This is a genomic window from Pseudomonas sp. A-R-19, from assembly GCF_019956575.1.
Classification (GTDB): domain Bacteria; phylum Pseudomonadota; class Gammaproteobacteria; order Pseudomonadales; family Pseudomonadaceae; genus Aquipseudomonas.
In genome coordinates, this window is sequence record NZ_JAHBDR010000115.1 from 142482 (window position 1) to 156140 (window position 13659).

The 13659-nt window shown below is 59.2% G+C and carries 10 protein-coding genes; 8 read left to right on the forward strand and 2 right to left on the reverse strand.

The genetic code is table 11. The annotated features are described in order from the left end of the window. Window positions 1–30: 30 nt before the first annotated feature. The 3 genes from KGA88_RS30090 to KGA88_RS30100 all read left to right on the forward strand — a co-directional run bounded on the left by KGA88_RS30090 (window position 31) and on the right by KGA88_RS30100 (window position 1981). On the forward strand, window positions 31–324 hold the full coding sequence (locus tag KGA88_RS30090) for an antibiotic biosynthesis monooxygenase family protein (protein WP_110660532.1): 294 nt from the start codon (window positions 31–33) through the stop codon (window positions 322–324). A 307-nt stretch (window positions 325–631) separates the two neighbouring features. Continuing rightward, the gene (locus KGA88_RS30095) at window positions 632–1042 is read left to right on the forward strand and encodes a cupin domain-containing protein (protein ID WP_223596339.1); all 411 of its coding nucleotides are present in this window, start codon (window positions 632–634) and stop codon (window positions 1040–1042) included. 228 nt (window positions 1043–1270) lie between these two features. Beyond that, the gene (locus tag KGA88_RS30100) at window positions 1271–1981 is read left to right on the forward strand and encodes an ATPase (protein ID WP_223596341.1); all 711 of its coding nucleotides are present in this window, start codon (window positions 1271–1273) and stop codon (window positions 1979–1981) included. A 159-nt stretch (window positions 1982–2140) separates the two neighbouring features. Here the strand turns inward: KGA88_RS30100 and KGA88_RS30105 are convergent, their stop codons facing one another. Both KGA88_RS30105 and KGA88_RS30110 read right to left on the reverse strand, forming a co-directional pair. Beyond that, a complete protein-coding gene (locus KGA88_RS30105; RefSeq protein ID WP_110659610.1) occupies window positions 2141–7036 on the reverse strand; it encodes an NAD-glutamate dehydrogenase in 4896 nt (1631 codons plus the stop codon). Window positions 7037–7651: 615 nt separating this feature from the next. Then, window positions 7652–9493: a S8 family serine peptidase gene (locus KGA88_RS30110; protein ID WP_223596343.1), complete on the reverse strand. Its 1842-nt coding sequence runs from the start codon at window positions 9491–9493 to the stop codon at window positions 7652–7654. Between the two features lie 264 nt (window positions 9494–9757). Here KGA88_RS30110 and KGA88_RS30115 point away from each other — a divergent pair, with 264 nt between their 5' ends. The 5 genes from KGA88_RS30115 to KGA88_RS30135 all read left to right on the forward strand — a co-directional run. Beyond that, window positions 9758–10111: a hypothetical protein gene (locus KGA88_RS30115; RefSeq protein ID WP_223596345.1), complete on the forward strand. Its 354-nt coding sequence runs from the start codon at window positions 9758–9760 to the stop codon at window positions 10109–10111. 290 nt (window positions 10112–10401) lie between these two features. After that, window positions 10402–11361 (forward strand): AAA family ATPase, encoded by a 960-nt coding sequence (locus KGA88_RS30120; protein WP_110659607.1) that lies wholly within the window; start codon window positions 10402–10404, stop codon window positions 11359–11361. Between the two features lie 5 nt (window positions 11362–11366). Then, window positions 11367–12311 (forward strand): DUF58 domain-containing protein, encoded by a 945-nt coding sequence (locus tag KGA88_RS30125; protein WP_110659606.1) that lies wholly within the window; start codon window positions 11367–11369, stop codon window positions 12309–12311. After that, on the forward strand, window positions 12308–12802 hold the full coding sequence (locus KGA88_RS30130; protein WP_110659605.1) for a DUF4381 domain-containing protein: 495 nt from the start codon (window positions 12308–12310) through the stop codon (window positions 12800–12802). Before KGA88_RS30125 ends, KGA88_RS30130 begins: the two co-directional genes overlap by 4 nt. Next, on the forward strand, window positions 12795–13659 hold an 865-nt coding region (locus KGA88_RS30135; RefSeq protein WP_223596348.1), incomplete at its 3' end, for a VWA domain-containing protein. The genes KGA88_RS30130 and KGA88_RS30135, both read left to right, overlap by 8 nt.

Below are 13659 nucleotides of genomic sequence, written 5' to 3' on the forward strand. Positions count from 1 at the left end.
TTCGTCCGGCCTGATTCAGGAGTGTGAGCAATGTCCTATGAAGTGATCAATACAGTACAGGTGCAGGCCGCCGCCGGGCGCTCGGATGAACTGGGCAAGCAACTGCAAAAAATTGTCGAAACCCTGCGTGAACTACCGGGCTGCGATACCTATATGGTCGACCGCTGCCCCGAGGACACCAATCGCTGGACCGTCAGCGCCCGCTGGCAATCGGAAGCGGCCATGCGGTCGCACTTCAACTGCCCGGAAGTCCAGGGTTTTATCAGCCTGATCGACAGCCAACTGGCCAATTCGGTGGACTTCAACAGCTTCCCGATCGTCTGACCCATTCCTGTGGCGAGGGCGATTCCCGATCCCCTGACCCACTCCTGTGGCGAGGGAGCTTGCTCCCGCTCGTCTGCGCAGCCGACGCAAAACCGGCAAACGCGGTCTGCCTGACCCAATGCGCAGGCTGGATTTGGGGCCGCTTCGCGGCCCAGCGGGAGCAAGCTCCCTCGCCACAATATTTTCCACCCTCCCCCGCTATCGCCTGTCATTGGTCCCCTCGCCTTCCCGAGTATTGGCTGTTTGATCGCTACCGCTTGCGGACTACTGTTGTTTTCAACAACTAACCCACCGCAGGTAAAGAACCATGAACGTGTTGCGCTTCCGTGCTGCCCCCCTTGCCGCCTTGGCCCTGATGTTTTGTGCATCGGCCTTTGCCCATGACCCGTCGGAAAAAGTCACTGTCCTGCAGGACGAAATGTTGAAAAACGCCCCTGGTAAAAAAGCGCTGATGATCGAAGTCGATTACCAACCCGGCCAGTCGTCCATCGCCCATAAACACGATGGCACCGCCATGGCCTATGTCCTCTCGGGCGCGATCGTTTCCCAGGTCAAAGGCGAGCCTGCGAAGACCTACAAGGCCGGTGAGTTCTGGTACGAGCCGGCCGGATCGGAACACTTGGTGTCGAAAAACGCCAGCGCGACCCTGCCGGCCAAGCTGCTGGTGTTCATGGTATTGGCCCCGGATGAAAAAGTGTTGATCCCCTTGGAACACTGATGGCTGAACCTACAGCTATAAATAAAAAGGCTCGAATCGCGAATTCGGGCTTTTTTATTTCCCGAGGCAATTAACCGCAAAGGGTTAAACCAAACAAAACTATTGGCCACCGGAGAAGCGCGAACATTGGCTATTTAATTAAATCATTTCGGGTTTAGTCTTGAGTCACCGCCGGTACAACACCGGCAACTTCAACTTTCGACTGAATTGTTTCACTGGAGAAACACCATGAAACTTGCGCTTGCCAGTACGCTGACACTAGCGGTTGTTTTAACCGGCTGCTCCGTACCCACCGCCCCGAAAGCAGTCACTTCCCTGAACAGCATCTTCACCGAACCGGTCGGTCGCAGCGGCGCCACCCTCATCACCAACGGTCGTCATGTTTCCTTGGGCGTGATCTACAGCCAATCCACTCAGACCAATCGTGCCTACCTTCAGGATTATCAAGCCAATGCCGGCACCGGCTTCGGCCAGAGCTTGCTGGTGCAGCCGATTCATGACGCCTACGTAGCCACCTCCAGGCCAGACCAGGCGGTGGATTGGGTCAAGGCCTCCCTGGAGCGGCAGTTCGGCTCGGTTATCGTATACCCGGACATGCAGAGCCTCAGGGCGGCAAAGCCGGATGTAATGGCGGTGGTCGACACCCGCAGTCAACTGATGACGTCGCGCAGTTCGGACATCCAGGCGGACGTCAGTGCGGACTTTTATGACAAAAACTTCAACTACATCGGCACTGCACAAGGGCATGACGCCAAAGCACTTAGTCCGGTATGGGCCGACTATAAACGCAGCGAAGAGATAGTTGCGGACATTAACGAACAACAGAGCGTGCAAGTAAGGGCCCTGCAAAAGTTTGACCAGTCGCTCAGCAATTTGCTGACCAGCCCGACAAGTAATGTGTCGATGATTGATACTGAAACAAGCCAGAAGTTGTATTGATCCCGCGGGCCTCTTCGCGAGCAAGCCCGCTCCCACATTAGAATGCGATCAACTGTGGGAGCGGGCTTGCTCGCGAAGGCGTCCGATCACTCACCACAAAAACCTGCGGCAAAAAAACCCCGCATCTCTCGATGCGGGGTTTTTTCATTCAACGCCTGATCAGGCAGCCGGTTCCAGCTCGGCGGCGACAGCGGCAGGCACTACCGCCTGACCGCTCAACGCCAGGTCGAGCAGTTCGCGGTTGGCTACCGCGTACATGGCGTAGTCGGTGCCGCTGGCGGCACGGATTTCCACCAGCATGGCGCGCCAGCGTTCGATCATGCTTTCGTGCTGCGCCATCCACAGGGAGAGCCGTGTTTCCACGTCCTGGGTACCGTCGCCCTGTTGCAGGACCGAGATGGTGATTGCACGTTGCTGCCAGTCGACGTCATCACGGAACGCTTCACGGGCCAGGGCCTGCCAGTTGTTTTCAACCGGCAGAGCGCTGATCTGTTGCAGGTACCAGGTGATGTCCAGCGCGCTGCCCACCGCGAAGTAGGCCTTGGCCACGTCCGCTGCGTTCTGGCCGGTCACGTCGGAAGCCTCGATGATCGGCAGCAGGGTGTACAGGTGAGTGGTGCCTGCAACCATGCGCGCCAGCAACTCAGGCACGCCAGCCGCGACGTAGGCCTGGTAACGGGTCTGCCAGCCTTCGCGGGTCGGACCTTCCAGCAGTTCGTCGAGCTTGAGGCCCAGCGCTGCCAGGTGCGGACCGAAGTGCGCGACGTCACGGGCAGCGTTCTGCTCGTTGCGACGGGTACGCAGGAACCAGCGCGTGGCGCGACGGCCCAGGCGCATCAGCTCGTCCATCAGCTCCAGTTGAACGTCGGCGGAAACCTGGTAGTCCAGGTTCTCGATCTGACGGAACCAGTGCGGGAGGTGGAAAATGTCGCGCACGATCACGTAGGCGCCGGCCACGTTCGCCGGGCTCATGCCGGTCGACTCTTTGAGTCGTTGAACGAAGGTGATGCCCATGTGGTTGACCAGGTCGTTGGCGATCTGGGTGCTGACGATTTCGCGCTTCAGACGGTGACGACGCATGGCCGCGGAGAACTTGCTCACCAGGGTTGGCGGGAAAGCGGTTTCCATGTCACGGGTCAGGTAGTCGTCGTCCGGTACCAGGGAGCCCAGCAGCTGCTCCTTGAGGTCGATCTTGCTGTACGAGATCAGCACCGACAGCTCGGCACGGGTCAGGCCATGGCCTTCAGCGACGCGCTCGTTGATGGCTTCTTCGGCCGGCAGGAACTCGATGGCGCGATCCAGCTTGCCGCGACCTTCCAGATCGTTCATCAGGCGCTTGTACTCGGCAATCCGCGGCAAGGCACGACGGGCTGCCAGGGACAGGGCCTGGGTCTGCTTGTAGTTGTTGCCCAGCACCAGACCACCGACTTCGTCGGTCATGCTCGCCAGCAACTCATTACGTTGCTTGTCGGTCATGTCGCCGGCCTGAACCACTTCGTTCAGCAGGATCTTGATGTTCACTTCGTGGTCGGAGCAGTCCACGCCACCGGCGTTGTCGATGAAGTCGGTGTTGGAACCGCCGCCATTGAGGCCGAACTCGACGCGACCCAGCTGGGTCATGCCCAGGTTACCGCCCTCGCCCACGACTTTGCAGCGCAGTTCGTTGCCGTTCACGCGCAGTGCATCGTTGGCCTTGTCGCCGACATCGGCGTGGCTTTCAGTGCTGGCCTTGACGTAAGTACCGATACCGCCGTTCCACAGCAGATCCACTGGAGCCTTGAGCAAGGCGTTCAGCAGTTCGGTCGGGGTCAGCTTGTCGGCCTGGATGTCGAAGCGCTCTTTCATCTGCTCGGAAATCGCGATGCTCTTCGCGCTGCGCGAGAAGATACCGCCGCCTTCGGACATGATGCTGGTGTCGTAGTCCGACCAGGCCGAACGCGGCAGGTCGAACAGGCGCTGACGCTCGGCGAAGCTATTCGCAGGCTCAGGGTTCGGGTCGATGAAGATGTGCAGGTGGTTGAAGGCCGCGACCAGTTGCAGCTTGTCGGACATCAACAAGCCGTTGCCGAACACGTCGCCGGCCATGTCGCCGACGCCAACCACGGTGATGCTGTCTTCCTGGACATTGATGCCGCGCTCGCGGAAGTGGCGCTGTACGCCGACCCACGCGCCCTTGGCGGTGATGCCCATCTTCTTGTGGTCGTAACCGGCCGAACCACCGGACGCAAACGCGTCACCCAGCCAGAAGCCGTAGTCGATGGCAATGCCGTTGGCGATGTCGGAGAAGGTCGCAGTGCCCTTGTCCGCCGCCACTACCAGGTACGGGTCATCGTCGTCATGACGCACGACGTTGGCCGGTGGCACCAGCGCGCCGTCCTTCAGGTTGTCGGTGATGTCCAGCAGACCGGAAATGAAAATGCGGTAGCAGGCGATACCCTCGGCCGCGATCTCGTCACGGCTGCCGCCCAGTGGCAGGCGACGCGGCAGGAAGCCGCCCTTCGCACCCACCGGCACGATCACCGAGTTCTTCACTTGCTGGGCTTTTACCAGGCCGAGGACTTCGGTACGGAAGTCTTCTTCACGGTCGGACCAGCGCAGACCGCCACGGGCCACGTTGCCGAAGCGCAGGTGCACGCCTTCGACGCGCGGCGAGTAAACGAAGATTTCGAATTTCGGAACAGGCTTCGGCAGTTCAGGAATCAAGTGCGGGTTGAACTTGAAGCTGAAGTACGACTTGTTATGGCCGTTGGCATCGGTCTGGTAGAAGTTGGTACGCAGGGTGGCCTTGATCAGGTCCAGGTAGCGACGCAGGATGCGGTCTTCGTTCAGGACTGCAACGTCGTCCAGGGCAGCCAGAATCGCGTGCTCCAGGCGTTGTTGCTTGTCTTCCAGATCGTCGCCGGTCAGCTTGCGTGCCAGGTAGAAACGGGTCTTGAACAACCGGGTCAGCTCGCGAGCGATGTCGGTGTGGTTGTTCAGGGTGCTGGCGATGTAGCCCAGGTCGAAGCCCAGACGAATCTGCTTCATGTAGCGGGCGTAGGCACGCAGCAGCGCCACGTCGCGCCATGGCAGGCCGGCAGTCAGCACCAGACGGTTGAACGCGTCGTTCTCGGCTTCGCCACGCACGATGTGGACGAAGGCGTCCTGCAGCGTGTCGTTGAGTTGCTGGATGTCGAGTTCCAGGCCTTCGGCGGCGGTGAACGCGAAATCGTGAATCCAGAACTCGCGGCCGTTGTTGTGACGCAGGCGATACGGGAACTCACCCAGCACGCGCAGGCCGAGGTTTTCCAGGATCGGCAGCACGTCGGACAGCGCCAGCGGGGTATCGGCGTGGTACAGCTTGCAGTGCAGCATGCGCTGGCCGGACACCCCGCCCAGCGGCTGGTAGAAGCTCATCACCAGCGGATTTTTTTCGTTCAGGCTCAGCAGGTGCTGCATGTCGACCACAGCCGAGTGGGCTGCGAAGCGCTCGCGGTAACCGGCCGGGAAGCCTTTCGGGAAGTCGGCCAGCACGTTGGTGCCGTGGGCTTCGCCGAAGCTTTCGACGGTCAGGGCGGCGTAGTCGTCCTGCCAGCTGCGGCAGGCCTGCACCACTTCTTTTTCCAGCAGCAGCGGGTCGATGTCGAGACGGTTTTTCGGGTCGACGCGCAGGATCAGTTGCACGCGGGCCAGCACGGACTCGGAGAAGAAGGTCCAGAACTCGCAATCGGTCGCTTTCAGGCGATCCATCAGCACTTGCTGGATCTTCTGGCGCACTTCGGTGGAGTAGATGTCACGCGGCACGTAGGCCAGGCAGTAGCAGAAGCGGCCGTACGGGTCTTTGCGCAGGAACACGCGAATCTTGTTGCGTTCCTGGATCTGCACGATCGACATCACGGTGCTGAACAGCTCGTCCACCGGGGTCTGGAACAGATCGTCGCGCGGCAGCACTTCGAGCACCTGCGCCAGTTCCTTGCCCAGGTGAGCCTTGGCCTGGAAGCCGGAGCGGTGTTCGATTTCCTCGACCTTGCGGCGGATGTACGGGATCACCCGCACGCTCTCGCCATACACCGACGAGGTGTACAGGCCCATGAAACGGCATTCCTTGATGACCTTGCCGTTGGCATCGATTTCGCGGATCGATACGTAGTCCGGGTAAGCCGGACGGTGTACACGGCTTGGGTGCGCGGCCTTGGCGAACGACAGCAGGGTCGGTTCGCGCAGGTAGTTCACGGCGTAGTCTTCGATGCGCAGGTCATCGTAGGTCAGGCCGGCACGCAGCAGCTTGGTCAGGCCAAGGAAAGAATCCTTGTCATAGACGATGTGGCCGCCATCGGCTTCGTCGCTGACCACGAACTCTTCGTAGCCGAGGAAGGTGAAGTGGTTGCCCACCAGCCATTCCAGGAAGCTCTTGATTTCGCTCTTCTCGTCACCATCGACGGCGAACTGGCTATTGTCCAGCTTGGTCAGGATGTCCTGGACCTTGGCCTTCATCGGCTCGAAATCGCCAACGGCCACGCGGACTTCACCGAGCACCTGCTCCAGTTCCTTGCTCAGCACATTGAGCTCGGCGGTGTTGGCGCAGCGGTCGATTTCCAGGTACATCAACGACTCTTGCAGAATGTCGTCGCCCTGGGTGCCTTTTGGCAGGATTTCCAGCAACTCGCCCTTGCTGCCACGACGCACGCTCAGCACGGTGGTTTGCAGGGTATGGATGCTGTAGCCACGACGGTTCAGCTCGGTACGCACCGAGTCCACCAGGAATGGCAGGTCGTGGTGCAGCACTTCGACCGCGGTGTGGGTCGACTGCCAGCCGTGACGTTCGTAATCAGGGTTGTAGACGCGCACTTGCGGTTGCGCGTGATCAAAGCGCTCAAGCAGGCGCCATGCAGAAAGGGTGCAGCCAGCGAGGTCGGACAACCGACGCTGGGTCAGCTCGTCAAGGGAAATGATGCCGAAGAATTGTTCAGCGAACAGCGCCACTTGTGGCAGTGCCTGTTCACTGATGTGCTGCGCCAGTGCCGCTTGCAGTTGGTGCTGGAAGTCGGCTTTGCTGGCTGCGGTGAAGAACGCCATCTGTGGTACTCCGCTTGGGCTTGTTATTGATGAAAGCGTCGCGCGAAACCCCTTTCGGGGCTACGTTTCAAAGCTAGCCGTCACCCGGCTCCTGATTCTCGGGCAGAGGAAACAGGGTGACAGGTGGGTGAAGCTGGACGAGACACTCAGGTCACATTCACCTTCCGTGAATGGGCATCTGCAAAAACGACTGGGCCGGGTGCGGCGCAATGTCTTTACGGGTGCTCATCCGTTGCGCAGCTTAACGAGTGCGGCAAGGCCCATGCTTGCGGTGCTGCGACATATTCGGTCATCGGTACGCTGCTCAAGGCATGCGCATCGAACAACACTAGCATTCGCACAGAAAAATGACGGTTTTCCGTCCGGTTTTACGGGACATGCGTACCAGAAATGACCAGTAACACTCTGCCCGTTCACGACACGATCTCAGAACTCGGATGAGCAGCTTGGGGAGGGAAGAGAAACTAACCGACCGCTTCTGGAGCGGTGGCGAACGATGCCGTGTTTAACGACGATGACTTGATCACGCTTGCTGGTGGGTTCACTGAACCTCAGCGCTCCCCGCCAGTTGAAAATTTCGGTATAGGCAACAACACAAATCCGCCAATGACCTTGTTACGGGCAATCAACCCCGAGCTGCCACTCCTTGCCAAACGCAGCTGAATGGAGATCCGGTTGCTTATTGAGGTTGTGGAAGTTTTGTTTGTATTTCTTCTCCTTGTACGCCACCTCCTCTGCGTAGACGGCATAAACCTTGCCGGCATCCCACACCGGGATGTCGCCACACTCCCCCGCCCCGACAGGCGCTTTGATGGTCACATGTTCCGCCAGATTGAGGGTATGAGTGCCGTCGGAAACATCCACGGAAAGGGTGCCTGTGGTATCGGCAGTGACTGTTGGCGCGGTGAAAGACATCGACTCCCCATTCCCTATCGGCGGCAAAAACCTGGTGGCGGTCCAACGATAAGTCAGTGGTTTGTTTGAGGGAGACTCCGCATAGACATGTGCGCTAAACGTCTCGCCCGATGCTACTTCCTCTGGCAAGGCAAGCCGTCCTGTAGGTGGTTTGTCGGCCCCGTCTGCCAGCATTTTCTTGATGGCGGCATCGAGATCGGGCTGAACCCCGATTTCTGTCCGATTGCCGTTGATCTGCGGGTAGCCCGTTTCAACGAGGAGTTCACGGAGTACTTTCGGTGGGATATTGCCCAGGCCATTGGCACGGGCGACCCCTTGCAAAGAGGCAATGACACCGGCAAGGATCGGGTTGGCTGAAGAAGTACCGGCATAAGTATGGGTATATGCCGTCGTAGGATTACTTCTACGCCATGAAGTAGTTGTTACATTCTCCCCCCAACTGAACATATCCACGCGGCTACCATATTCAGAGTACCAGGCTCTAAGACCCGTCTTAGGTTCGACAGCACCGGCATAAATTGCGCCGGAATCAAAAATATTTCGATCAAAGTAACCCTGGAAGTATTCGTGATCCAAATTTATATCACCATTCGCCGCCGCCAAAACTACATGCGCGCCCTTTTCTTCAGTGATATAGGCAACCGTATCGCGCACTACCTTATTGTACTCCAACGGCATCATACAATTTTCCGTGCAATCTATTTGTTTAAATGGCGTGTAATCATATTGCACACCCAACTGCACAACATCACCTTCGCCCAACTGCTCTACCAACTGGACCAATCTCTCCGACCCCCACTGCAGATAGCCTAATTTGGCGTAAGGCACGATACCGGTAGTACCAAAGCCATTTTCCTGCGAGACAATTGTGCCAGCGCTCGATGTGTCATGGGAGCCGGTCACCGCATCGACGTTAATCTCCAAATAAGGCTTTGGCAAATCAACATGATCGTAGGCCCAGTGATCAATTTCCGCAGAGACCACCTGCATTTCCTCGCCTTTCCCGCCTGAAACCTTCCAAGCTTCTACTGCATTGACACCCCCGATTTTATAGGGGGAAACGGCAGCTCTCCCTTGCAGGTAATTTTGGCGGCCCGTGTGATCAGGAATGTCTTCACGAGCAACCTCAATAGAGGAGCCGTTATCGTTGTGCATGCCATTTACCCGCGGCTCAAAGTCAGCCTCTTCCACAACCGGATTTTGCTTGATTTTCAGCAGTAACGCCTCCGCCTGCTTTTTAGTGAGGGTGCGAGTATCAACGATAAAATAACGATCCAATCTATGTCTTTGCAGCGCCTGTAACTGGGCACTAGATCTCTTTCCGGAAACTGGAACCATCGGCCGCATATGGGGCGCAAGAAGCTTGAGCGCCTTTAGTGAATCATTACTGACACCTGCCCGCCCCTGACTTTCCGAAAATGAAACATCGCGCTTAACCAATATCATCACATGTGAATAATCAGGAGTGGCCGCACTCACCAACAAAGGCAACGAAGCAACACAGAAAACCATGGCACCCTGCCATTTACTCATCGACTTCATGTCTACACCTCACAGCTGCTGCAAATATCAAGGTCTACAGCTAATGCTTCAAACCGAAGAATGGCTACTGTCAAAAATTACAGTGCCGACGACTGGTCACACTTCCAGCCCTTGGCAATTACACTGAAAACAATTGCACAGTGATGTCTCGCTGTTGTTGCTATCGCAACGCGACACGGCCTATAGCCGAGCAGTTTTTTTTAAAGACTGGCAGAATTGCGCCCCTGTCTTTATTCGCAGCGCTCGTCGAGCCAGGAATTTCCCATGAAAATGAAAACCGCCCTCTTGATCGTCAACCCATGCGACGACGAGGAAGACAACATGGCCATGCTCTGCTGCCACAGCGACCAGGGCGAAATGTTCCTGATGAGCCGCTATCCGGATGAGGACGAGCTGGAAATCACCCTCGACGGCGAGCCTTCGACCCTCGACGGCGTGAAGATCACCCTTAGCCCTTCCCTGTTGAAGATCGAAATTGCTGCCGCCGATGCCGATGCGCTGAATGGGGATGATGTGCTGGAAATTACTCACAGCACCGATCCGAGCGATCTGGCGGAAGTGGAAGAAACCTTGCAGAACATTCTTAAGGGCACCGGCACTTATATCAGCCAGCTCTGAAATATCAGCGCACTGACTGACGCCTTCGCGAGCAAGCCCGCTCCCACAGTCGACCGCGCTCTTCCAGTAAGAATGCGATCAAATGTGGGAGCGGGCTTGCTCGCGAAGAGGCCCTGAAGAACACCGCCATTCTGTGACCTATAGAAAATCCCTACAGCTATTGCCACCCATTTCCCGCACTTTGCGCAAAATGCCGTTAGTCGCCGCCCCCCGCGATGGATTAAAGTAACGCCCCCAGCCCTGGCGTCATTCGAACGTCCTCGGCCACCCTTTTGCAGGAACAGTCATCGATGGAACATCGTGAAGCGCTGCTCGCGCTGCGAACCTTTCTTTCAACGCAGATTCTCGGCCAGGAAAAGCTCGTTGAGCGCTTGCTCATCGCCCTGCTCGCCGACGGCCACATGCTGGTCGAAGGCGCCCCTGGCCTGGCCAAGACCAAGGCCATCAAAGAACTCGCCGAAGGCATCGAAGCTCAGTTCCACCGCATCCAGTTCACCCCCGACCTGCTGCCGGCCGACATTACCGGTACGGAAATCTATCGACCGGAAACCGGCAGTTTCGTGTTCCAGCAAGGCCCGATCTTCCACAACCTGGTTCTGGCGGACGAAATCAACCGCGCCCCGGCCAAGGTGCAGTCGGCGCTGCTCGAAGCCATGGGCGAGCGGCAAGTCAGTGTCGGACGCAGCACCTATGAGCTGTCGCCGCTGTTTCTGGTGATGGCCACGCAGAACCCGATCGAGCAGGAAGGCACCTACCCGCTGCCGGAAGCCCAGCTCGACCGTTTCCTGATGCACGTGAAGATCGGTTTCCCGGACGCGACCGTTGAACGCAAGATCCTGCAACAGGCCCGCGGCGAAGCCCTGAACGGTGAAGCCAAGCCTGAGCGTCGGGTTACCCAGCAGACGATCTTCGCCGCGCGCAAGGAAATCCTCGGTCTGTACATGGCCGACGCCGTGGAGGAATACCTGGTGCAACTGGTCATGGCCACCCGCATCCCGGCCAAGTTCGACCCGGAGATGGCCGAGTGGATCGCCTACGGCGCCAGCCCGCGCGGCTCGATTGCCCTGGACCGCTGCGCCCGTGCCCACGCCTGGCTGGCCGGCCGCGACTTCGTCAGCCCGGAAGATATCCAGGCCGTGCTGTTCGACGTGCTGCGCCATCGCATCATTCTTTCTTTTGAAGCCGAAGCCGCTGGCATCGATCAGGACCGGGTGGTCCAGCGGATTCTCGACGTCGTAGCCGTCGCTTGACCCCGATGAACGCCAGCCTGCCGCCCGAGCCGGGCATCCGTGTCAGCCTCGCCGACCTGATCGAGATGCGCCATCGCGTGCGCGAAGTGCAGCTGTTTTCCACGCCGAGCCAGCGCAGCCCGCTGATCGGCCTGCACCATTCCAAATTGCGCGGGCGTGGCGTCGACTTCGATCAGGTGCGGGTCTATCAGGCTGGTGACGACGTGCGCACCATTGACTGGCGCGTGACCGCGCGCACCCAGGAGCCTCACACCAAACTGTTCCACGAAGAACGCGAGCGGCCGATTTTCATCATGGTCGAACAAAGTCGGCGGCTGTTTTTCGGCTCGGGCCTGATGTTCAAGTCGGTGCTCGCCGCCCAGGCTGCGAGCCTGATCGGCTGGGCTGCCCTGGGGCACAACGACCGGGTCGGCGGGCTGGTGTATGGCGACAACGAGCATTACGAAATCAAGCCTCGGCGTAGCAAGCAAAGCCTGCTGCAGTTGCTCAACCGACTGGTGCGGGTCAACCAGTCGCTGAATACCGAAAGCGAACCAGACCGCGACGCCTTTGGCATTGCCTTGCGCCGAGCGCGGGAGGTGTCACGTCCGGGCAGCCTTGTCATTGTGATTTGCGATGAACGCGCGCTATCGGAAAGCGCCGAGCAACAGCTGAGCCTGTTATCGCGTCATTGCGACCTGTTGTTGCTCCCGGTGTCCGATCCACTGGATCATGCCCTGCCCGCCGCCGGCCTTCTACGTTTCGCCGAACGCGGTGCGCAACTGGAACTCGACACGCTGAATTTCGACCTGCGCCAGACTTACCGGGCCCAGGCCGAAGCACGCATCGCTCGCTGGGAGCTGCTCGCGCAGAAACTGCGGGTGCTGATGATGCCTTTGAGCACTCAGAGCGAAATGGTCGAACAACTGCGCGAGTACCTGAACCCACAGAAACCGGGGAAAGGTCGATGAGCAGCCTTGATCAACTGCAACCCCTGATATCCCCGCCTCCGGTGGAATTCTGGCCTCCGGCACCGGGTTGGTGGTTGCTGCTTTTGTTGGTGCCGCTGATCGGCCTGGGCCTGTGGAAGCTGCGTCGCTTTATTCCGAGAAAACGCCCCGTGGTGCGTGCCGAGCAGCCGCTTGACCCGGTGCGCCTTGCCGCCCTGGCGGAGCTGGCGCTGATGCCCAAGCCTTACGATGGCGCCCCCGCCGGTGCCTGGCTGCAGCAACTCAACGGCTTGCTCAAACGCCTGTGCCGCAACCACTACCCCTACAGCCAGAGCCATACCCTCAACGGCCGCAAATGGCTGGCGTTCCTCGACAACCGTTGCCCGGCAGCCGGTCTGACCCGCTGGATGGTGCTGGTCGAAGGCGCCTACAAACCCGAATGCAAACTCGACGACAAGGCCATCGCAGGCCTGACCCAGGCCATCGACACATGGATTCGCAAGCATGTTTGAATTCGCCTGGCCGTGGATATTCGCCCTTCTGCCGCTGCCGTGGCTGATGCGGATCGTATTGCCAGTGGCCGACAGTGGCGAACCGGCGCTCAAGGTCAGCTTCCTCAGCGATCTGGAAGGCCTCGCCGGGCGTCGCGCCCGGGCCAACCTGCCGGCATGGCGCCAGCAGGCACCGTTCATTTTGCTGTGGCTGTTGCTGCTGGTCGCGGCGGCGCGTCCGCAGTGGCTCGGCGACCCGTTGCCGATCGCCGCCAGCGGCCGCGATCTGCTGGTGGCGGTGGACGTTTCCGGCTCCATGGATTTCCCTGACATGCAGTGGCAGGACGAAGAGGTGAGTCGCCTCTCACTGGTCCAGCATCTGCTCGGGGACTTTCTCGAAAGCCGCGAAGGTGACCGTGTCGGCCTGATCCTGTTCGGCAGCCAGGCCTATCTGCAGGCACCGCTGACATTCGACCGGCACACCGTGCGCGTCTGGCTCGACGAAGCGCGCATCGGCATTGCCGGCAAAAACACCGCCATCGGCGATGCCATTGGCCTGGCCCTCAAACGCCTGCGTTTGCGTCCGGCCACAAGCCGCGTACTGATACTGGTCACCGACGGCGCCAACAATGGCGGTGAAATCGCCCCCCTCACTGCCGCACGGCTGGCAGCCAAGGAAGGCGTGAGAATCTACCCGATCGGCATCGGGGCCGATCCGGAGCAAAGTGGCACGGTCGGTTTTCTCGGCGTCAATCCAAGCCTGGACCTGGACGAACCCGCCCTGCGGGCCATTGCCGTGGCCACCGGCGGCCAGTACTTCCGCGCTCACGATGGCAAGGAACTGCAGGCAATCAAGGACCTGCCTCTTATACACATCT

Coding starts and splice junctions, on each gene's coding strand:
- KGA88_RS30090 (WP_110660532.1), top strand. CDS start 31: ATGTCCTATGAAGTGATCAATACAGTACAGGTGCAGGCCGCCGCCGGG.
- KGA88_RS30095 (WP_223596339.1), top strand. CDS start 632: ATGAACGTGTTGCGCTTCCGTGCTGCCCCCCTTGCCGCCTTGGCCCTG.
- KGA88_RS30100 (WP_223596341.1), top strand. CDS start 1,271: ATGAAACTTGCGCTTGCCAGTACGCTGACACTAGCGGTTGTTTTAACC.
- KGA88_RS30105 (WP_110659610.1), bottom strand. CDS start 7,036: ATGGCGTTCTTCACCGCAGCCAGCAAAGCCGACTTCCAGCACCAACTG.
- KGA88_RS30110 (WP_223596343.1), bottom strand. CDS start 9,493: ATGAAGTCGATGAGTAAATGGCAGGGTGCCATGGTTTTCTGTGTTGCT.
- KGA88_RS30115 (WP_223596345.1), top strand. CDS start 9,758: ATGAAAATGAAAACCGCCCTCTTGATCGTCAACCCATGCGACGACGAG.
- KGA88_RS30120 (WP_110659607.1), top strand. CDS start 10,402: ATGGAACATCGTGAAGCGCTGCTCGCGCTGCGAACCTTTCTTTCAACG.
- KGA88_RS30125 (WP_110659606.1), top strand. CDS start 11,367: ATGAACGCCAGCCTGCCGCCCGAGCCGGGCATCCGTGTCAGCCTCGCC.
- KGA88_RS30130 (WP_110659605.1), top strand. CDS start 12,308: ATGAGCAGCCTTGATCAACTGCAACCCCTGATATCCCCGCCTCCGGTG.